Origin of the sequence: Prevotella heparinolytica (genome assembly GCF_004342845.1) — a bacterium.
GTDB lineage: Bacteria > Bacteroidota > Bacteroidia > Bacteroidales > Bacteroidaceae > Bacteroides > Bacteroides heparinolyticus.
Genome location: NZ_SLXB01000017.1, coordinates 69,754 through 90,678, shown reverse-complemented (window position 1 = coordinate 90,678; position 20,925 = coordinate 69,754). Strand labels below are relative to the sequence as shown.

Genomic DNA, 20,925 nt, shown 5'->3' with positions numbered 1-20,925 from the left:
CAAAATCAAGTCCGTTTCATTTCAAAAAACGTGTAATTGACTATATTTCAATAATTTCAAAGAACTATTTATCCACTTTTACGGGACAGTAGTGAAATAAAATAGCAAATCAAAACTATGATCCTACTTTTTGGAAAGATAAAGCCATTATCAAGCGTACTCCTTTGGAACAGTCGGCAATCGAGATGTTTGAAAGGAAGAATTTATTCGGAACGTATTCTCTTGATAAATAGTTAATATGTAATTGCAATTTAGAATCAAAGCTTATTAAAAAAGAGGGGGCAGCCCTAATTCATAATATTCAAAAAAAGGTTTATCGGAGAACTATAGTTTATTTATCTCAACAAAAAAACAAGTGGTGGAACATCTTTTTCAGGCCTTTTTTACGAGCAATGCGGACTCGGTCTTATATCGAGGCTACCTAATTTATACTTAAATACCCCTTCGTCAGAAGGTGTTCTGGCGGGGGTGTCGAGATGGGGTGTCCGGCAGTGGTTGTGAACTCTCTTTTTGCTGTGAGAATTTTAAACAATTAGCTTCCGGGGATAAAAGGGAGTGGTTTTTCAGCCCGACGTGAAAGGTCTTATTGGGATATTCTTTAAAAACATATTTTCATGTGGAAATAAAGTCTGTTTGGCTCTGTGTAGTAACCTCTTTGTATCATTAAGTGCCTGTATGTTTCTCTTTTTTTCTATAAGATGGAATTCTCATTTGTCAGATATACGGTTTTTTTATGAATCTTTTGTTCTTTTGATAAAGTTGCGTTATCTTCGCTACGATGATGTGGAAAAACAACCTGAAACGTGCAATTCTATCCTGATATTCCCATAGTAGATAATGATGAAATTCTCTTTGCTAAAGTGGAGCGAGGAGATATGACTGCATTTACAGAAATTTATCATAGATACCATAAGCTACTTTACGTCATGTCGTATCGTTATTTGATGGATACGGAAATGGCGAAAGATGCAGTGCAACATGTTTTTACTCGCTTTTGGGAATATCGCACGGAACTCCGTGTGGGGGTCAGCCTGAAAAACTACTTGGTGACAATGACCAGGAACCATATTTTGAATGTGATTCGTAATGAAAATAATGCCGTTGCCAAAAACTATGGGATGGCACAGGACGCCCCCGAATATGAAGATATTTTAGTGGAAAGCTTGGAGAAAAAAGAGTTGATGTCTTTATTCTACAAAGCTTTGGAAATGCTTCCACCTCAAAAACGTGATATTTGCTTGATGAAAGTGCAGGAAGAATTAAGCAATCAAGAAATAGCCGATCGGTTGCAACTCTCTATCAACACCATTAAAACCCACTATTCGGAAGCTTTGAAGTTACTGCGTATTTATTTGCGTAAAATGCTAATAATTGTTACATATCTCACCTTGTTGAAGAGTTTGAGTGTCTATTTGGTTGTATGGATAATAAAATCATAGGTAAACCTACCGAGAAACAGATACAGGAGGTGTTGGGCGGAACATCTACTCCTGAAGTTGCGCAATTGGTTGCAAAATGGTTTGCGACTGATGAGGGCACTGCCTACCTGTCACGTAGTATGGAACGGGATGCGGAACAAATAAAGGCCGATTACGAAGAACTTTATGTGGATCATGCTATTCCGTCGGAGGAGATGTTTGGCCGTATTCGTCAAAACATCCGGCGGAGACGGATTCGCCGACTCTCTTTCCGTGTAGCGGCTGTGGTTATTCCATTCATTCTGCTGGCAGGGCTGTTTGTTCAAGTAAATATGCGTGTAGACTTGTTCGGCAATTCCGGCTATGAGGAAGTTTATGTGCCAAAGGGCGAACGCTTGCAAATGATGTTTCAGGATGGAACATGCGTATATGTCAATTCGGATACTCGGCTGAAATATCCCAAAAAGTTTGCATTGTTCAGCCGTGAGATTTATTTGGACGGGGAAGCATATTTTGTTGTATCCAGAAATTCCCACCGCCCTTTTATTGTTAATCTCGAAGGCTCGGCTCTTCATGTTTTGGGCACATCGTTCAATGTGCAGGCTTATCCTGAAAGTGAGAATATTACGGTGTGCCTTGATGAAGGACGTATTAAATTGGCTCTTACTTCGGACAAGGAATATCCATTGCAACCCGGTGAACGACTGGTCTACAATCGCGGAAGCAAACACTGCGCAATTTCTCGGAATGTTGATAACATAGCTTCCCTGTGGAAAGCGAATGTGATCGCTTTCAAAAACGCCTCGTTGACCGAAGTTGTCAGCGTGTTGAGCCGTTGGTATGACGTCGATTTTAAGATAGAGAGCAAGAATGCTTGGAGCGTATATTTCACCCTTACATCAGAAAATATTCCTCTTGAAAGAATTCTACGGGATTTGGAGAAAATTGCACCGCTTCAATTTAGATATAATGAGATAAAGAAAGAAGTAATAGTCACCTCCAAATAAAAAGCTCAAAAAAAGTCTCTTTTTGTCTCACCCGTTTTTAAGTTCTGTGTGTCTATTCTGTATAAAGTGATTTTATACTAAGTGTTAATCTAAAAGAAAAAGTTATGAAACACAGAAATTTATTTGTGCTGCTTTTCTGCTTTGCTGTTTGCTTTGCAGTTTCAGCCCAAGAGGTGTCAATGAATCTCCGGCAAGTGAAGTTGGAGAAGGTTTTTGATACTATTACGCAACAAACCGGGCTCACAGTGGCCTATAGCAGGCCTACGGTAAATCCCGAAAAGATTGTTTCCATTCAGGCGGATAAAGAAGAACTTTCCAAACTACTTCACCGATTGCTTGCAGACATGAATGTGGATTTTGAGATTGGCGAGACAAAAATCTACCTGAAAGCAAAGGCCTCTCCAGATGCTACCAAACAAAGCGGTAAGAAAAAGAATATTTCCGGCACTGTCATTGATCAAAATGGAGAGCCGGTGATTGGAGCCAGTGTACTTGTGAAAGGTACCACCAATGGCTTGATTACCGATATGGATGGAAACTATACGTTGACTGACGTTCCGGAAGATGCTGTCATTTCCATCTCATATATCGGCTATCAGACGGTGGAGCTGAGAGCTGATAACAAGGCTTTGGCAAAGGTTACGTTGAAAGAGGACAGCGAGTTGCTGGAAGAAGTGGTAGTTGTGGGTTATGGAGTACAGAAGAAGCGCGATGTAACGACGGCTATTGCCAGTCTTCGTGCCAGCGACATGAAAGGACAACCGGTGGCCTCTATGGCAGAAGCTATGGTAGGCAGGATGCCGGGAGTGCAAGTATCGCAGGCGACGGGTGCTCCGGGGTCTTCTTTGCAGATTAAAGTACGTGGAACGGGAACCATTACGGCAGGAACTTCTCCGTTGTATGTTGTAGACGGTGTGCCGCTTGCCCAAGAGCAACTGAATACGTTTAATCTGAATGACGTGGAATCCATCGAGGTGCTGAAAGACGCTTCTTCAGCCGCAATTTACGGTTCGCGCGGTTCAAACGGTGTGGTATTGATAACTACCAAGAAAGGACAGGAGGGACGTGCCACAGTCTCTTATAACGGATTTTATGGTTGGCAGGCGGTTTCCCAAAAGATAGATATGCTCAATGCTTATGAGTATGCCGACTTGGTGAATGATGCCCGTAATAACACGTATAAGGATAAAATGGAGTCGGTCAATCGAAAACTCATAGCGCAAAATAAGAGTCCTTTGCCTTATAATATATCGGATGATAATGCTACTCGTCTGCAGAACACCAATAATGATTATAATACAATTGTTCCCATGGAGATTTTGCCATATCTGAGAGGAGAGAAGGGGCTGATTGACACAGATTGGCAAGATGAGATTTTCCGTATGGCAGGCATGCAGAGCCACTCTGTTTCCGTTTCCGGAGGCAGTCAGAAGATAAGGTATTATGCATCTGTCGATTATTTATCACAAGAAGGTGTCATTGTCAACAGTGATTTTACCCGTTATAGTTCACGCTTCAACCTTGATGTAACCGAAGGTATTTTTAAGTTCGGATTATCGTTAAGTCCATCTGTGACAATAGAAAATGCTGTCAATTCGGACGGTGCTTATAATTCCAATGGCGGTGGCATCATAGCTTCTGCCTTGCACTGTGCTCCTATATTCCCGGTATATAATCCCGACGGTTCTTTTTCTTTCATCCAAAACGCTTGGAGTTCGAATACGCAAACGATACTCCCGAATGGTACTGTCAAGAAAGGTAATAGTCAGACACAAGTCTGGAATCCCGTAGCATTGGCTATGTTGCAGAAAGATGAAACGAAAGCATCCCGTATTTTTGGTAATGCTTATGGAGAGATTGCTTTTATGCCAGAGTTGAAATATCGTGCCAATTTCGGTGTGGATATATACAGCAGTTCAAGGGATACTTTTCGTCCGTCCACCATCCCAATTTCTAATACGGAAGGTAATCCGGAGTCGGTTCCCGAAGCAACTGCGCGAACTGGCAAGATGTATAACTGGCTGTTTGAACAAACCATGAACTATAATAAGGAAGTAGGTGGGCACTCGTTTTCTGCATTGGCCGGCTGGACCATGCAATACCAAAGAGATGAAAGCACCTATGCCTTTGCCAATGGATTCATCACAAATACTGTACCGACGTTGAATGCGGGTACTGTTACCCGTGGTAATACGCAGGCTTCTGAGTGGGCTTTACTTTCGGGACTTGCCCGTCTCCAGTATAATTATAAAGGCAAATATATGCTTACCGGGGCTATTCGTGCAGATGGTGCTTCCCGTTTTGGAAAGCACAACCGCTGGGGATGGTTTCCGTCAATATCTGCTGGATGGCGTATGACTGAAGAAAAATTCATGAAGTCTTTGTCTTTCATCGACGATTTGAAGTTGCGTGCCAGCTATGGCCTGACAGGTAATTTCCGTATACCCAACTATGGTGCGCAAGGTGAAGTTGCCTATCTTAGCTATGTGCTGGGTGGAGGCAGTGCGGAGGCTGTCAAGGGAGCGGCGCCCAAGAGTATGCCTAATCCCGAATTGCGTTGGGAAAAGACTGCACAGGTGAATGTGGGGTTCGATGCATCGCTATTCAAGAACCGCTTGACTTTGGGCTTGGATGTATATAACAGTAACACGTATGACTTGCTTTTGAATGTGCCTGTGCCAATGATGACGGGTTATAGTACTCGTTTGGAAAATATCGGTAAAGTGAACAATAAGGGAGTGGAGTTTAATATTGCAACCAACCAAAAGACGGGCGACCTCAACTGGAGTCTTTATTTCAATATCTCAAAGAATATCAACGAAGTGAAAGAACTCGGACCGGGCAATGCGGATATTATATCTTCCGGTTCAGTGAGCAATGCCTATTTTATAACTCGCGTGGGTGAAGCAATCGGAAGCTATTATCTTCCTATCGTAGAAGGCGTTTATAAGAATCAGGCTGAGGTGGATGCTGCTTTGCACTATAAGGATTCTCCCACCAATTATGGATTGGCTGACACAAAACCGGGTGATTTTAAATTTAAGGATGTCAATGGAGACAAGATATTGGATATTTCGGATACGGATCGTGCCATTGTGGGTAATTATATGCCCGATTTTACTTATGGTTTCGGTGCTACACTGGCTTGGAAGGGTGTCGACTTCGGTATTGTTTTCCAAGGAGTGCAAGGTAATGAGATTCTGAACCTGTCACGGCGATATTTTTATAACCATGAAGGAAATATGAATAACTACAAAGGGGCTGTTAATCGCTGGAAGTCGGAGGATAATCCCGGTAGTGGAATGAATGTACGTGCCAATCGTGTCAGCAAAGGACAGAACGGAATAACCTCTACATGGCATGTGGAAGACGGCTCTTATCTGCGCATCAAGAACATATCTTTGGGCTATACGTTGCCGGAAAGCTGGCTTCGGAAGGTGTATTTGAAGTCTGCCCGTATATATTGTTCCGTCCAAAATCCATTTACCTTTACAAGTTATGAGGGATATAATCCGGAGGTATCAAATCGCACTGCCGCAACGACCAATGGAGAAGATTACGGTGTGTATCCATTGGCAAGAACGACCTCGATAGGCGTTAATCTTACGTTTTAATCTTAAAAAAACAGTGATATGAAAAAAATAATAATATTGGTTTTTACAGCAATAATTCTTTCAAGCTGTAATGATTTTATAGATCTGAAGCCTATTGATTTTCCTACGGAAGAGACGTTTTATAAAGATGTAAAAGGGTTGGAAGGAGCCGTTATAGGCCTTTATGATGAGTTGCAGTCCAGTGGTCAGTATGGAGCAACGTTCATGACTTTGATGGAAGTGCGTGGCGACAATGTGAAAGATGATAATTCCGGTGCCAGTGGCGGTATCAGATACCAGATAGAAGTGTTTACTGAGACCCCGGCAAACTCCAATTTGTCAGGCGCTTGGCTTTCGCTCTACAAAACGATTTATCGTTGCAACTTGGTACTTCAAAATATGGAACAGGTATCAATGTCTGAAGAACAACGAACTCGTATAGTCGGACAAGCCTCGTTTATACGTGCATTGTGTTATTTTAATCTGGTTCGCTTGTGGGGTGAAGTGCCCGTCGTCACTAAGACTCAGACTGTGGCAGAAGCACGTAATAATAAGCGTGCTGCCGTCAGTGAGGTTTATGACCGGATAGTCAAAGACCTAACCGTAGCCCAGAGCTTGCCTGCTGTTTGGGCAGAGGCGGAAAGAGGTCGTGTCACTTCGTATGCTGCTCATGCGTTGCTGGCAAAGGTCCACTTGTATAGAAAAAACTATCAGGGGGTTGTCAATGAGCTTGCCCCGGTAATGGTAGCCATCAAGGCAGAGAAGGATTTGATGTTGGTACCTATGCCGCAAACTTTCCCTAATAATCTGAAAACAAGCAAGGATATCATTTTCGCCGTTCAATATCTTAAGGGCGGAATTGGCGAGTCTGTTCACCAGAATAATCGCTATCGCAACAATGATAATGGCAATGTCATTTCTTTGGAACAGTCGGAATTTGAAAGCAATGCGGACAATCGTAAGGCATTGGTCGCTCCTACCGGGAGTGGAAAGCGTCCGGGCAAATTTGATGCGCCTGCTACAAACAACGAAACCAGTGCCGATTTTCCTGTGTTGCGTTGCGCTGAAGTAATGTTGATGTATGCCGAAGCGGCTAATGAGCTTGCCGCCACTCCTACACAAGAGGCTTTGGATGCCCTGAATGCCGTACGCATAAACGCAGGACTTACCGGTAAGACATTAGACGAATTGTCCACAAAAGAACTCTTCCGCCGGGCGGTATATAAGGAGCGGCGTTTGGAACTTGCTTTAGAGTGCGACCGATGGTTTGACATTGTGCGCACAGGTCAAATGTCTTCCATATTTCCCGGAATTGCCAACTATCGCCAACTTTATCCGGTTCCTTTGACCGAAATAGAGAATGTCAATGATAAAACAGGTTGGCAGAACGAGGGATATATTATAGAATAAAAGTTGTTTTGAAATCCGTGAAATTATGAGAAAGATATATTTATTGCTGTTTGCACTTTTTGCTGTATTGCAGCTTTCAGCTCAAGACCGCGTTGCGCAGATTCGTGAAAAACTGATGAATCGCGACCAAAGCTCGGTGCTTGTGGTAGCTCATCGTGGCGACTGGCGTAATTTCCCTGAGAACTCAATGGAGGCGATAGACAACGCCATTAAGATGGGTGTGGACATTGTGGAGCTGGATGTAATGGAGACAAAAGACGGTGAACTGATATTGATGCATGATAAGTCATTGGATCGTACCACTACCGGAAAAGGCTTGGTTTCAGAAAACACGCTTGATGAGATACGGCAATTGAAGTTAAAGAATGGCTGTAATATCCGTACCATTCACAAAGTCCCTACTTTGGAGGAGGCTTTGCTTCACGCCAAAGGTAAGATTATGATAAATCTGGATAAAGCAGACGCTTATTTTGACCGGATTTATGAACTGATGCAGAAGACGGGAACCACCAAGCAAATCATAATGAAAGGGCGGAAGACAGTGGAGGAAGTCAAGAAGCAATTCGGCGATTATTTGAACGATGTAATCTATATGCCCATTATAGACCTCGATGCGCCGGGGGCTGAGGAGCAAATAGAAAAGTTCATTAAGGACATGGCTCCTGTTGCTTTCGAGTTGCTGTATGTAAAAGACACCAATCCGCTTCCTAAGAAACTGGCGACAGCTTTGAGCGGCCGTTCTCTTATTTGGTATAATACTTTGTGGGACACGATGGCAGGCGGACATGACGATGACATGTCTTTGCAGAGTCCGGATGCCGGTTATGGATATCTGATTGATACATTGGGATGTCGCATAATACAGACGGACAGACCTGCTTACCTGCTGGAATATCTGAAAGCAAAGAATCTGCACGAATAGGGGGGGCTGAGAACTCATGTGGAAGTTTATTGCCAATTTTTACAAGGTCTCGCAAGCGAGGCCTTGTAATGGAGAGACTTTGCCGGAACAGAAACGTCGCTTGAAACATCTGCAATGGTCCACTTTTCTTGCCGCGACGCTGGGGTATGGCATATATTACGTCTGCCGTCTCAGTTTGAACGTAGTGAAGAAGCCGATAGTGGAGGAGGGTGTTTTTTCTGAAACAGAATTGGGCATCATCGGTTCGGTGTTGTTCTTTACCTATGCTGTCGGCAAGTTCACCAATGGCTTTCTGGCCGATCGTAGCAATATAAACCGCTTCATGAGCACCGGACTGTTGGTGACGGCATTGGTCAACCTTTGCCTCGGCTTTGTCAATTCATTCATCCTGTTTGCTGTCCTTTGGGGAATCAGCGGTTGGTTTCAGTCAATCGGTGCGGCTTCCTGTGTGGTGGGATTGTCACGTTGGTTCACGGATAAGCAGCGCGGCTCTTTCTATGGATTCTGGAGTGCGAGCCATAACATCGGTGAAGCCATGACTTTTATTGTTGTTGCTTCCATTGTCAGTGCTTTCGGTTGGCGGTATGGCTTTCTGGGGGCAGGACTTGTCGGACTGGCCGGTGCCTTGATTGTCTGGCGTTTTTTTCACGATACTCCGCAAAGCAAAGGGCTTCCTGCCGTTAATGAGCCTAAGAAAGAGAAAGAGATGAGTGCATCGCAGAGCGAGGAGTTCAACCGTGCTCAAAAAGAGGTGCTTCGCAATCCTGCCATCTGGATATTGGCCCTCAGCAGTGCTTTCATGTATATCAGCCGTTATGCGGTGAACAGTTGGGGCGTTTTTTATTTGGAGGCGCAGAAAGGCTACTCGACGCTGGATGCCAGCTTCATCATCTCCATCAGTTCGGTTTGCGGCATTGTGGGCACCGTGTTTTCCGGTGTTATCTCTGACAAACTGTTCGGAGGGCGTCGCAATGTTCCTGCCTTGATTTTCGGTTTGCTGAATGTTGCAGCCCTCTGCCTTTTTTTGCTTGTGCCGGGAGTTCATTTTGGGTTGGATGCTGTGGCAATGGTGTTGTTCGGTCTTGGTATCGGTGTGCTGATTTGTTTTCTCGGTGGATTGATGGCCGTTGATATAGCTTCTCGTAATGCTTCGGGGGCTGCATTGGGAGTGGTCGGCATTGCCAGTTATATTGGTGCAGGGCTTCAGGATGTGATGAGTGGTGTGTTGATAGAAGGAAACAAATCCATGATAGACGGAGTGGAAGTTTACGACTTTACTTATATCAATTGGTTTTGGATAGGTTCTGCCTTGTTGTCAGTATTGTTGGCTTTGTTTGTTTGGAATGCTCGGAATAAATCGTAATCCGTTGGCGGAATAATTATAACGCATACCCGATCTCTTCATGAAATTATTATCAGCCAATCTCGAAGAATGAAGCAATTGCACAAACTGATTGACCTGATTGCTGATGATGTGTTGATAAAGGAGTAGGATAATATCTTTACAAAATATGCCTTTATTCTTTCCCTTTTGAAAAAGAAAACGGAGTTGTCTTTTCTCACTCCTATACAGAGGGTAGATCAGTATACGACTGATGTACCCTCTGTCGTATACTGATGTGGCATCAGTCGTATACTGATCTATCCCCTCGCCAGAAGGTGTTCTGGCAGGGGTAGGAGATTGTATTCTGATGGTTGGCTGAGAGAAACGGATTGGTTTGGAAATTTTGTTACAATATCCCTCTTTTGGCTATTGTTGTAGTTTAAGGCTTTTCATAGAATCATAAAGCATGTAATCGTGCTGAAAATCGCAATATTACAGATTATTCAACAAAAAGAGGTGTAGCTATTGTTTATTTGAAAGAAAAAGTATAGCTTTGCGACTAAAGTGCATAGCAATGTGCTTTTAAGATTTTTAGAGATAAAATTGTAAGAAGCGTTGTATATTCTCGTGACTGAAAACCTAGGACATTTTCAAAAGCGCACAGAATGGCATAGCTGTTTCCTACGCTGGTTTCAGCGTGGGCTGCTGTCCATATATTCGTGCGTTTAGGTTTTCCTAGGACCTTCAGTTACAGAAATATAGATAAAATCCAGCAACAGGATGAAGCTCATTTAATCACCAATATTATACTAAGCATACTGCATATTTGAAGATTGTAGAAATTTTGCAATTGCTGATTGAAAGCAGGATCTCACAATATCGAAAATATTTTTGCCGCGTCTATTGCAGAATTAAATAAAAGTATTACCTTTGCATTCGATATGACCTCCCACGCTTCCCGTAGAACAGCGCACCCGGGGAGGTCTTCGAGTTTTTATATAGTAGCTTCTGATAAAATTGACTGATAAAACAGATTATACAAAGAAGCCGTTGCCCATCGCCGATCAAGTTGCGCGGCTAAAACAACGGGACTTGTTTTCGATGATGAAAGCAAGGCATTCGCTTATTTGTTCAATATCAGTTACTATCGACTTCGTGCATACACTTATCCATTCTAAGAGAACGGTGAAGATTCTGAACACAACTTTACTCGCAAAGATATTCACTTCAAAGACATAATAGATCTTTATTGTTTTGACCGCAGACTGCGTTCACTTATTTTCAAAGCTATTGAAAAAATAGAAGTGGCAGTACGCACAAAAATCGTACAGGTATATGCCGAAAGCACAGGTGATAGCCATTGGTACGATGATGAAAGTTTATATCGTTTCGGTTACGATGATTTGATGGATCATATTGATGCTGATGTAAACCGAAGCAACGAAGATTTTATCAAGCATTACAAATCAAAATACAATAATCCTCCGATGCCGCCAAGTTGGATGGCACTTGAAGTAGTGTCGTTTGCCACATTGAGTCGATTGTTCCAATCCTTAAAGTTAGACAACCGCAAAGCATACATTACCGAACAATTCGGTTTGAAGAAAGTGGCTATATTGGAGAACTGGCTACACGCTATTTCTAATCTCCGCAATTGTTGCGCACATCATAGCCGCATTTGGAATCGCCGTTTTATGGTTAGCGTAACATTGCCATACAACGCTCTTTATCCATTCATGGATAGAACAACAATCGGACAAATACGCACAAATAAATTGTTTGCTGCACTTTCTTGTATCGCGTATATCCTTGATATTATCAGTCCCGGAAGTGACTTCAAAAAGAATATCAAGGAATTGCTCAAATTCGATTGCTGTCTGCTCGATCTTAAAGATATGGGGTTCCCAAAATATTGGCAATCACTTCCTGTTTGGCGAGAAAAATAGCAAACTCTACGTTTTTATTACGCAGCCGACACCATCCAAAAAGTTGTGTAAATAGAATTGAGATTTAGCGCTCGACTAAATCTCGACTCGAATTATCGTTTACACAAAATAAAGGACAGTCCCGTTTTTGCACGATGAATTAATTTACCGACTTATTCCGAACTGGCGTACTGTCATATACTTCTACTTCTCCCTTTCTTTCATTGCGAGCTTCTGCAATGGCATCCTTGGTTTCCTAATTCGGCCATTTGTACATAATTTCCATTAGATGGGTTTCTACAAAGTTATTAAGGCTTCTATGCTCACGCTTTGCTGCATTTTTTAAAGCATCCAACAGATTGCTGTCAAGTCTGAATGTGACTTGTTTTTTCAAAGTTGCTTCTTGCGCTTCTATGCCTTGGCGTTTAGAACGGCTCTCATTGTGTATAGTGAATTCCCACCCTTCAATCTTTTTACATTTCCCTACTATTATTCTTCTCTCCTGATATGTAAAGAAACGTGGGGATAATCCTTCTCGGAAAAACTGTTCTATCTCTTTTTGAGTGGGAATTATTATTTTTTCAAGGATGTTTGTTACGTTATAGTTGACGGAAAATTTCTTCTTAAAATCATCAGGGGTTAAGAAGAAAATGTAATTATCTCGTGGTTCATCATGCTTCGTCATTTCCCAATACATTTCGTAAGTGTACGAATGTTTGATTTTTTTTGTCAGATTATAGTCAAGGGAGGTATAAGGCGTTCCATTGGTGATGATATATATCTGCAGGACTTCGGGGGCTACGTTAAGATGCAACCCCAGATTATCCAAATTGGCATAGGAAACAAGGCTCATATTATCAGAATTGCTATCAGCGTCAAGTGTCCTTTTTATTTTCATAAGGTTTTTGAGCGTCTTATTAATGTCTTTCTTCCAATTTGGAGTAGGATACCATGAGCACAAGACCTCGGGTGGAACATCAATTTTTAAGACTTGCTGATGACGAATATAATCTTGAAGATCATAATTAAAAAACTGAATGTACCTCTCTATTAAGAGTTGGATTCTGCTTCTTACTATTGAAGTGGTAAAGCCGGGAGCTTGTTTGTTTCTCTTTAGCAAAGCATTCTCTTCAGGGCCAATGGGTTGAGTGCCCATATTAACTTTATTCATAATATTAATCTTATGTGGGCAAAGATATATATTCTTTATAATACATTCTGTTTGAATGCAAATAAATAAAAATGTGGAATTGTGAAAACTGAAGTTTTTGAACGAAGAATAGACTATATGTTAATAGTTGCGTTTATTGCCCTAAAATCTGATTCAATATAAATTCTAATATATCCGAAACTGGAATTAAGAGGAATGTTCTCACATTGTAGAGATTGCCCCAATAGTCTATATTCATTATCAGAGGTTTACCTCCTTCAGTTGTAGAGATTGTCATCAAAATCTTCTTTTTTCTGTTTTATGTCTTGTTTTCTCTTGTAGAGATAGTGATTTTAGAGAGTGTTGATTATTAATGTTTTAACTAAGCCAATTGTAGATGCCGTTTTCTTGCTTTCTCTTGCATCTCGCCCTAACTTTGCAACATCGAATTTGAGAAAAGCGAATGCCTTAATCGTTGAGGCCTCACGATGAAAACTTCCGCTTCTCTCGGGTGAGATAAGAAAAATAAAACACATTATTAATTACTTAAAACATTATTATTATGGCATTTTTTAAAAGAACTCTGAAGAAAGTAAACAATTTGTGGTATCCTCAATCCGTAACTTGGGGCAAGCCGGTGACTACTCGTGAGGTGGCTAACGAACTCTCCGCCATTTCTACCGTGACTCGCGGTGACACCTTTGCGGTGGTAGAGAATCTGGGACGGGTGTTGAGCAACTATATGGCACAAGGACGTACCGTGAAACTGGACGGTGTAGGAACCTTTTATTATACGGCTTGTGCCTCCAAGAAAGGAGTGAAGACGGCTGAAGAAGTGAATGCTTCGCAGATAAATAGTGTGCGTGTCCGCTTTCTTCCCGAAATAGGGCGTACCGTTGGAGGCAGAGTAACTACCCGCAGCATGGTAGATACCAAGATTGTGTGGGAAGAATGGGGTAAGGTTGCTACCCCGAGTGGTAAAACTCCAAGTGGTAATACCGCTGGCACAACCCCCTCAGGCAGCGGTGAAACCGATGGTCAGGGTAGCGGCGAAGGCAATCAAGGCGAAAATCCGCTTGGCTGATTTCCGGCCCGGCAACGGGGCTGAATAGAATGCCGGCAGAAGAGTATGAAGCTCTTTTGCCGGCATTGTTTTTCTATATCTCAGGGCTTTTGAATCGGGAAAAACAGTCATATTATCTATAATTTAATATAAAACTTCCCCGCAAAGCTATATATAGAAAAAAATGTTCCTATTTTTGCAGGTTGTAAATAAACACAGATTTTAAAAAAGATGAGAATAAAGTTTCTATCAGTAATTGTGAGCTTTCTTGTGGTGTCTGTGGCGCTAAGTTCGTGCCTCAAGTCTGAAGACAACTATGAATTAAGCTCTGATGCTACGATACATGCTTTCGGTATTGACACCATACATGGCAAATATTATAAATTCACGATTGACCAGATCAACAGGGTAATCTACAACAGAGATTCATTGCCGGTAGGCTCGGATACCATCATCGACCGGATATTGATTGATACGATGACCGTGACCGGATGGATAACTTCCGGTTCGCCCGACACATTGTTTGTCAGAAGAGACTCTGTGGACTTGAGGCCGGCCATGAATAACAGTGGCGGCATGAAATTCAAAGTATATGCGGCCGACGGAGTTACGAACCGTGAATATACCCTGAAAATCAATGTTCATTTGCAAGACCCGGACTCTTTGGTATGGACAGATATGCAAACCAAAGGCGGCATATTCTCCGACATGGTGAACGAGGGTGAGCAAAAAGCTGTCGTCTTAGAAGGAAATTTGTTTGTTTACACTTCCGCTACCGGTGCATACAAGACTTCGACCTCCCCTGACAAATATGCCTGGAACAAGCTGCATGTGTCCGGCTTGCCATCGGATGCAAAGTTGACATCCGTTGTTGAATACAACGGCATGCTCTACATGCTGACTGCGAGTAAAAAAGTATATATTTCCGAAGATGGGGCTGCCTGGGCAGAAAACGCTACATTGGGAAACAATGTGATTGCTCTCATCGGCGGCTTCTCCGATCGCTTGTCCGGTATCTTGGAAATAGACGGAAAAAAATATTTTAATATCAGCAAAGACGGGAAGAATTGGGAAGTTGCTGCTGCCGGCACAGCAAGCACGTTGGAAGAAGTACCCCTCGGATTTCCTACTGAAAATATTATTTCAACTTTAACCCAAACCGGTAACGGTGTGGAAAAGGTACTCCTGGCAGGCATGCCGTTGGCAGATAATAAAATGACGACACCTTGGTTTTCATTGGATGGCCGAGGTTGGGCAGCTTTGACCGGCGCTTCCTATAATGCTTATTGTCCCGGAATATCACACCCTGTTATTATGCATTATGGCGATATGTTCTATTGTTTCGGTGGAGAAATGGATGCTATCTATCGCTCCGTCGAAGGACTTGCATGGTATAAGACGAAATCAAAAATCTTGTTACCCCGGGAGTTCAAAGGTAAAGGAGCTTACTCCGTTGTAGTGGAACCGACAAGGGACAAAACGGTGGCATCGGCCGACAAACGAGATTTCATTTGGGTGGTGTTTGGCGGAAACGGTGCTAAGAACGAGGTGTGGCGCGGACGTCTTAACAGATTGGGCTTCGAAATACAATAAAAAAGATGTTATATAAAGAAGAAATCGATTTAAACCGGATACCTCGGCACGTGGCAATCATCATGGACGGCAACGGGCGGTGGGCCAAGCAGCGCGGACACGAACGCAGCTATGGACATCAGGCCGGTGCGGAGACTGTGCATGTCATTGCGGAAACGGCTGCCAGACTGGGAATCGGATACCTTACTTTATATACGTTTTCTACCGAAAACTGGAACCGTCCGTCGGACGAAGTAGCGGCTTTGATGTCGCTCCTATTGGACTCCATTGAGGAAGAGACGTTTATGAAGAATAATATACGTTTTCGGGTGATAGGCGATATTGAGAAACTGCCTGTCAACGTACAACAACGGCTCAATGCTTGTGTGGAGGATACGTCACGTAACACAGGGATGTGTTTGGTGCTGGCGTTGAGCTATTCCTCCCGATGGGAAATAACGGAAGCTGTCCGGCAAATAGCTGTTCTGGCTCAAAGAGGAAAGCTGAAGCCGGAGCAAATAGACAGTGAACTGATATCCGGCCATCTGACCACTAACTTTATGCCCGATCCCGACCTGTTGATACGTACCGGAGGCGAAATACGGCTCAGCAACTACCTGCTTTGGCAGTGTGCATACTCCGAACTATATTTCTGTGAAACCTATTGGCCGGACTTTCGTGAAGAAGAACTTTACAAAGCTATATGCGACTTCCAGAAACGCGAACGCAGGTTCGGAAAAACAAGTGAACAAATCAGTTAATCCAAAACATATTTAATCATAACATAAATGCATTATCGTATTTTCTTCATACTCGTGACGTTTATCTGTCTTTTCGGCGGTGTATTGACAACTGCCGCACAAAACGTAAATAGTACCGATGAAACCGAGAAACCGGTTATACTCTATTCGGGAACGCCCAAGAAATATGAAATAGCAGATATAAAGGTGGAAGGAGCTCCCAATTATGAGGACTATGTAATCATCGGATTGTCCGGATTATCCAAAGGACAGACTATTACCGTTCCGGGCGACGAAATTACGCAGGCTTGTAAACGCTATTGGCGTCATGGATTATTTTCCGATGTGGAAATCACGGCAGATAAGTTGGAAGATAGCCGTATATGGCTGACTATCCACCTGACTATGCGGCCGCGCGTATCCGATATTCGCTATAATGGCGTGAAGAAGTCGGAACGTGAAGACTTGGAGAGCAGAATCGGCATGATAAAAGGCGGACAGATAACGCCGAACTTGGTGGATAGAGCCAAGACTCTGATTAAACGTTACTTTGACGACAAGGGTTTCAAGAATGCCGATGTAATCATTACGCAGAGAGATGATCCGGAGAAGAAAAACGAAGTCATCGTCAATATCGATATCGACAAGAAAGAGAAGGTAAAGGTTCATGAAATCACCATTGTAGGCAACAAGGCCGTCAAGACCAAAAAGCTGAAGCGTGTGATGAAGAAAACCAATGAAAAGAATAAACTGGTCAATATATTCCGCACCAAGAAGTTTATCGAGGATAATTACGAGGCGGACAAGCAACTGATTATCGACAAATACAACGAGTTGGGTTATCGTGATGCTGCCATTGTGAAAGACAGTATCAAAGCCTATGACGATCGTACGGTAGACATTTTCATGCAGATTGATGAAGGGCAGAAGTACTACCTGCGAAATGTGACGTGGGTGGGAAACACCTTATATCCTTCCGAACAGTTGAATTTCCTGCTTCGCATGAAGAAAGGAGATGTATATAACCAGAAGCTGTTGGAAGAACGTACCACTTCGGACGATGACGCTATCGGCAATCTTTACTATAATAACGGTTATTTGTTCTATAATCTCGAACCGGTAGAAGTGAATGTCGTAGGCGACTCCATTGATTTGGAGATGCGTATTTTCGAAGGGCGTCAGGCCACTATTAATAAGATAAGCATCAAAGGAAACGACCGTCTGTACGAGAACGTTGTCCGTCGCGAATTGCGTACCCGTCCGGGTGAGCTGTTCAGCCGTGAAGACTTGATGCGTTCTATGCGTGAGATTCAGCAGATGGGACACTTCGACCCCGAACAGATCAAGCCGGATATTCAGCCTAAACCGGAAGATGGTACGGTAGATATCGGTTATGACCTTGTGTCTAAAGCCAACGACCAGGTGGAGTTCTCTGCCGGATGGGGACAGACGGGTGTCATTGGTAAGCTGAGTTTGAAGTTCACCAACTTCTCGCTTGCCAACCTGTTGCATCCGGGCGAGAATTACCGTGGTATTCTGCCGCAAGGCGATGGACAGACTTTGACCATCAGTGGCCAGACCAATGCCAAATACTATCAGTCTTACAGCATCTCGTTCTACGATCCTTGGTTTGGCGGCAAGCGTCCCAACGCATTCTCTGTGTCGGCATTCTACTCTCGCCAGACGGATATCAGCAGCCAGTATTACAACTCGGCCTACAGGAACAACTATTACAATAGTTATTATAGCGGCATGTATGGCTATGGTATGTACAATTATGGCAATTACAGTAGCTACGAAAATTACTACGATCCGGACAAGTCCATCCAGATGTACGGTCTTGCAGTGATGTTCGGCAAGCGTCTGAAGTGGCCGGACGACTACTTCCAGTTCACAGCCGAGTTGTCTTATCAGCGTTATATCTTGAGCGACTGGCAATACTTCCCCGTTACAAACGGTAAATGCAATAACCTGAGCATCAACCTAACCTTGTCTCGTAGCTCCACAGACAATCCTATTTATCCGCGTCAAGGTTCCGAGTTCTCGCTTTCTGCCCAAATCACACCGCCCTATTCTTTGTTGGACGGTAAGGATTACAGCAAGTACAACACCGGCAGTCAGGAGGATATGAACAACATGCACAGATGGATTGAATATCATAAATGGAAATTCAAATCCAAGATCTATATCCCGTTGATGGACCCGATTTCAGTGAAACGCACTCCGGTAGTGATGGGGCGTGTAGAGTTCGGTTTGCTGGGACATTACAACAAATACAAGAAATCTCCTTTCGAAACATTCGATGTGGGGGGTGACGGTATGACCGGCTATTCCAGCTATGCGACGGAAAATGTTGCCCTGCGCGGATATGAGAACAGCTCTTTGACACCTTATGGTAGTGCAGGTTATGCTTATACCCGTCTTGGCTTGGAATTAAGATATCCCTTGATGCTGGAAACCAGTACAAGTATCTATGCGCTGACGTTTGTCGAAGCCGGTAATGCTTGGCACGACGTGAGCAAGTTCAATCCTTTCGAACTTAAGCGTTCGGCCGGTGTGGGTGTACGTATCTTCCTCCCGATGATTGGTATGATGGGTATTGACTGGGCTTATGGCTTCGATAAGATAAACGGATACTCCAATTATGGCGGCAGTCAGTTCCACTTTATCTTGGGACAGGAATTCTAAGCGATGAACAATTATAAATGACAATTTTTAAAAACGTAATGTTATGAAGAAGAGTTTATTCATCCTTTTGATGCTGTTTGTCGTAGGTGCATCAGCTAATGCGCAGAAGTTCGCTCTGATTGACATGGAATATATTTTGGGAAATATACCGGCTTATGAGCGTGCCAACGAACAACTGGAACAAGTCTCCAAGCAGTGGCAAGGTGAGATAGAAAAGATTGCTGAAGAAGCTAAAGCGATGTACAAGAATTATCAGTCGCAGACAGCCTCTCTCTCTGAGGTGCAGAGGGGCAAGAAGGAAGAAGAAATTGTAGCCAAAGAAAAATCTGCGGCCGACTTGCGTCGTAAATATTTCGGGCCGGAAGGCGAACTGAACAAGAAACGTGAAAGTTTGTTGCAGCCTATTCAGGACAAGATATACAATGCGGTCAAGGAAATTGCAACGCAGAGAGGATATGCCGTAGTGTTGGATCGCGCTTCTGCATCGAGCATTATTTTTGCTTCGCCTAATATCGACATCAGCAATGAAGTACTTGCAAGGTTAGGATATTCGAATTAATTTCATACATTTGCATCCGTTCAATAAATGATTAATCAAATAAACAATAAACATTATGCTTAAAAAAATCGCACTATTCGTTGTCATGTTCATTCTCCCGTTGGGAGCCATGGCGCAAGCAAAATTTGCTCACATGAATTCTCAGGAAGTAATTGCCGTTATGCCCGAATTTACGAAAGCACAGGCTGATTTGGACAACATGTCTAAGAAGTATCAGGAAGAAATGACGCGTACCAATGAGGAATTTCAGAAGAAGTATCAGGAGTTTTTGGCACAAGCCGACTCTCTTCCCAAAAATATAGCCGAAAGACGTCAAAAGGAATTGCAGGATATGGCTCAACGTCAGGAGCAATTCCAGCAGGAAGTTTATCAGTCCATGCAAAAGGCACAGCAAGAGGCTATGGCTCCTATTTATAAGAAGCTGGACGAGGCCATTCAGGCAGTGGGCAAAGCAGAAGGCGTGGTTTATATTTTCGACTTGGCTCGTACTCCGATACCGTTCGTAGGAGCGCAAAGTACAGATGTAACTGCTAAAGTAAAGACACAGCTGGGTATTAAATAATAATGCCGAGAAACATCTTTTTTTGATATGCAAGCGCGGATAGTTTTATTCGCGCTTATTTTTTATTATATCCAAATATGCTATCTTTGCGAGAAAGTGAAGAAACGGCATGAAACAGATATTACCTTCCACACCGGGTCCTATCGGTGTATTTGATTCCGGATATGGCGGACTGACCATTTTAAGCAAAATACGAGAGACGCTTCCGCAATATGATTATATTTATTGGGGTGACAACGCACGTGCTCCTTACGGGACTCGTTCGTTTGAGGTTGTCTATGAGTTTACTTTGCAGGCTGTCGTCAAACTCTTCGGAATGGGGTGCCAGCTGGTTATTCTGGCTTGCAACACTGCTTCGGCAAAGGCTTTGCGCAGCATACAGATGAACGACTTGCCCCGTCTTGACCCGACACGACGTGTGTTGGGAGTAATCCGTCCTACGGTAGAGTGTATCGGCAGTATCACTCGTAGCCGTCATGTCGGTGTGCTTGCCACGACAGGAACTATTAAGTCCGAGTCCTATCCGTTGGAAGTACACAAACTGTTTCCAGACATTAAAGTAAGTGGAGAAGCCTGTCCGCTATGGGTGCCGTTGGTAGAAAACAACGAGGCGCAAGGAGATGGAACGGACTACTTTGTGCGTAAATATATCAATGAACTTCTTGCCAAAGACCGGCTGATAGACACGGTTATTTTAGGATGTACGCATTTTCCCCTTTTATTGCCCAAGATTCAACAATACATGCCGGCGGGCATCACTACCGTTACTCAAGGAGAACTGGTGGCGGACAGCTTGAAAGATTACCTTTCCCGTCATCCGGAGATAGATAAGAAATGTACCAAAGGCGGAAGGTGTGTCTATCGGACCACAGAATCGGAAGATAAGTTTACGGAATCGGCCTCTGTTTTTCTCAATGAGTCGATTAAGGTGGAAAGGATTGAGTTATAATTTCCTGCTTCTACGCGTTATAACAAAAACATTTGTTATATTT

The 20,925-nt window shown here is 43.2% G+C and carries 15 protein-coding genes; 14 read left to right on the top strand and 1 reads right to left on the bottom strand.

Annotation, left to right across the window (positions count from 1 at the left end; translation table 11 throughout):
- Positions 1-875 precede the first annotated feature (875 nt).
- From EV202_RS09580 to EV202_RS09550, 7 genes are all read left to right on the top strand, one after another.
- Positions 876-1,439, top strand: a complete 564-nt coding sequence (locus tag EV202_RS09580; protein ID WP_106069372.1) for an RNA polymerase sigma-70 factor — start codon at positions 876-878, stop codon at positions 1,437-1,439.
- On the top strand, positions 1,421-2,425 hold the full coding sequence (locus tag EV202_RS09575; protein WP_131926915.1) for a FecR family protein: 1,005 nt from the start codon (positions 1,421-1,423) through the stop codon (positions 2,423-2,425). The genes EV202_RS09580 and EV202_RS09575 overlap by 19 nt, the downstream gene beginning before the upstream one ends.
- Before the next feature lie 104 nt (positions 2,426-2,529).
- On the top strand, positions 2,530-6,039 hold the full coding sequence (locus tag EV202_RS09570; protein WP_131926914.1) for a SusC/RagA family TonB-linked outer membrane protein: 3,510 nt from the start codon (positions 2,530-2,532) through the stop codon (positions 6,037-6,039).
- A gap of 18 nt (positions 6,040-6,057) precedes the next feature.
- Positions 6,058-7,428, top strand: coding sequence for a RagB/SusD family nutrient uptake outer membrane protein (locus EV202_RS09565; protein ID WP_131926913.1), 1,371 nt, complete (start codon positions 6,058-6,060; stop codon positions 7,426-7,428).
- 25 nt (positions 7,429-7,453) lie between these two features.
- Positions 7,454-8,350, top strand: coding sequence for a glycerophosphodiester phosphodiesterase family protein (locus EV202_RS09560; RefSeq protein ID WP_131926912.1), 897 nt, complete (start codon positions 7,454-7,456; stop codon positions 8,348-8,350).
- 16 nt (positions 8,351-8,366) lie between these two features.
- Positions 8,367-9,713, top strand: coding sequence for an MFS transporter (locus tag EV202_RS09555; RefSeq protein ID WP_106069367.1), 1,347 nt, complete (start codon positions 8,367-8,369; stop codon positions 9,711-9,713).
- A 1,181-nt stretch (positions 9,714-10,894) separates the two neighbouring features.
- Positions 10,895-11,620 carry an Abi family protein gene (locus EV202_RS09550; RefSeq protein WP_317127783.1) on the top strand — a complete coding sequence of 242 codons (726 nt, stop codon included), beginning with the start codon at positions 10,895-10,897 and terminating at the stop codon, positions 11,618-11,620.
- A 235-nt stretch (positions 11,621-11,855) separates the two neighbouring features.
- Here EV202_RS09550 and EV202_RS15290 read toward each other — a convergent pair whose 3' ends face one another.
- Positions 11,856-12,770 carry a hypothetical protein gene (locus EV202_RS15290; protein WP_234878273.1) on the bottom strand — a complete coding sequence of 305 codons (915 nt, stop codon included), beginning with the start codon at positions 12,768-12,770 and terminating at the stop codon, positions 11,856-11,858.
- Positions 12,771-13,311: 541 nt separating this feature from the next.
- Between EV202_RS15290 and EV202_RS09535 the strand changes: the two genes are divergently transcribed.
- From EV202_RS09535 to murI, 7 genes are all read left to right on the top strand, one after another.
- Complete coding sequence (locus EV202_RS09535; protein WP_131926910.1) at positions 13,312-13,833, top strand: HU family DNA-binding protein; 522 nt, start codon at positions 13,312-13,314, stop codon at positions 13,831-13,833.
- 210 nt (positions 13,834-14,043) lie between these two features.
- Positions 14,044-15,405 carry a DUF6242 domain-containing protein gene (locus EV202_RS09530; RefSeq protein WP_131926909.1) on the top strand — a complete coding sequence of 454 codons (1,362 nt, stop codon included), beginning with the start codon at positions 14,044-14,046 and terminating at the stop codon, positions 15,403-15,405.
- A gap of 5 nt (positions 15,406-15,410) precedes the next feature.
- Complete coding sequence (locus EV202_RS09525) at positions 15,411-16,145, top strand: isoprenyl transferase (protein ID WP_106069359.1); 735 nt, start codon at positions 15,411-15,413, stop codon at positions 16,143-16,145.
- Positions 16,146-16,172: 27 nt separating this feature from the next.
- Positions 16,173-18,812 carry an outer membrane protein assembly factor BamA gene (gene bamA, locus EV202_RS09520; protein WP_131926908.1) on the top strand — a complete coding sequence of 880 codons (2,640 nt, stop codon included), beginning with the start codon at positions 16,173-16,175 and terminating at the stop codon, positions 18,810-18,812.
- 43 nt (positions 18,813-18,855) lie between these two features.
- Entirely contained in the window at positions 18,856-19,371 is a 516-nt protein-coding gene (locus tag EV202_RS09515) for an OmpH family outer membrane protein (protein WP_106069357.1), read from the top strand.
- A 55-nt stretch (positions 19,372-19,426) separates the two neighbouring features.
- Entirely contained in the window at positions 19,427-19,933 is a 507-nt protein-coding gene (locus EV202_RS09510) for an OmpH family outer membrane protein (RefSeq protein ID WP_106069356.1), read from the top strand.
- A gap of 109 nt (positions 19,934-20,042) precedes the next feature.
- A complete protein-coding gene (gene murI / locus EV202_RS09505; RefSeq protein WP_131926907.1) occupies positions 20,043-20,882 on the top strand; it encodes a glutamate racemase in 840 nt (279 codons plus the stop codon).
- Positions 20,883-20,925: the final 43 nt, after the last annotated feature.

Excerpts from the sequence above, each read along its gene's own strand:
- EV202_RS09580 (WP_106069372.1), top strand. The coding sequence starts at position 876 with ATGACTGCATTTACAGAAATTTATCATAGATACCATAAGCTACTTTAC.
- EV202_RS09575 (WP_131926915.1), top strand. The coding sequence starts at position 1,421 with ATGGATAATAAAATCATAGGTAAACCTACCGAGAAACAGATACAGGAG.
- EV202_RS09570 (WP_131926914.1), top strand. The coding sequence starts at position 2,530 with ATGAAACACAGAAATTTATTTGTGCTGCTTTTCTGCTTTGCTGTTTGC.
- EV202_RS09565 (WP_131926913.1), top strand. The coding sequence starts at position 6,058 with ATGAAAAAAATAATAATATTGGTTTTTACAGCAATAATTCTTTCAAGC.
- EV202_RS09560 (WP_131926912.1), top strand. The coding sequence starts at position 7,454 with ATGAGAAAGATATATTTATTGCTGTTTGCACTTTTTGCTGTATTGCAG.
- EV202_RS09555 (WP_106069367.1), top strand. The coding sequence starts at position 8,367 with ATGTGGAAGTTTATTGCCAATTTTTACAAGGTCTCGCAAGCGAGGCCT.
- EV202_RS15290 (WP_234878273.1), bottom strand. The coding sequence starts at position 12,770 with ATGAATAAAGTTAATATGGGCACTCAACCCATTGGCCCTGAAGAGAAT.
- EV202_RS09535 (WP_131926910.1), top strand. The coding sequence starts at position 13,312 with ATGGCATTTTTTAAAAGAACTCTGAAGAAAGTAAACAATTTGTGGTAT.
- EV202_RS09530 (WP_131926909.1), top strand. The coding sequence starts at position 14,044 with ATGAGAATAAAGTTTCTATCAGTAATTGTGAGCTTTCTTGTGGTGTCT.
- EV202_RS09525 (WP_106069359.1), top strand. The coding sequence starts at position 15,411 with ATGTTATATAAAGAAGAAATCGATTTAAACCGGATACCTCGGCACGTG.
- bamA (WP_131926908.1), top strand. The coding sequence starts at position 16,173 with ATGCATTATCGTATTTTCTTCATACTCGTGACGTTTATCTGTCTTTTC.
- EV202_RS09515 (WP_106069357.1), top strand. The coding sequence starts at position 18,856 with ATGAAGAAGAGTTTATTCATCCTTTTGATGCTGTTTGTCGTAGGTGCA.
- EV202_RS09510 (WP_106069356.1), top strand. The coding sequence starts at position 19,427 with ATGCTTAAAAAAATCGCACTATTCGTTGTCATGTTCATTCTCCCGTTG.
- murI (WP_131926907.1), top strand. The coding sequence starts at position 20,043 with ATGAAACAGATATTACCTTCCACACCGGGTCCTATCGGTGTATTTGAT.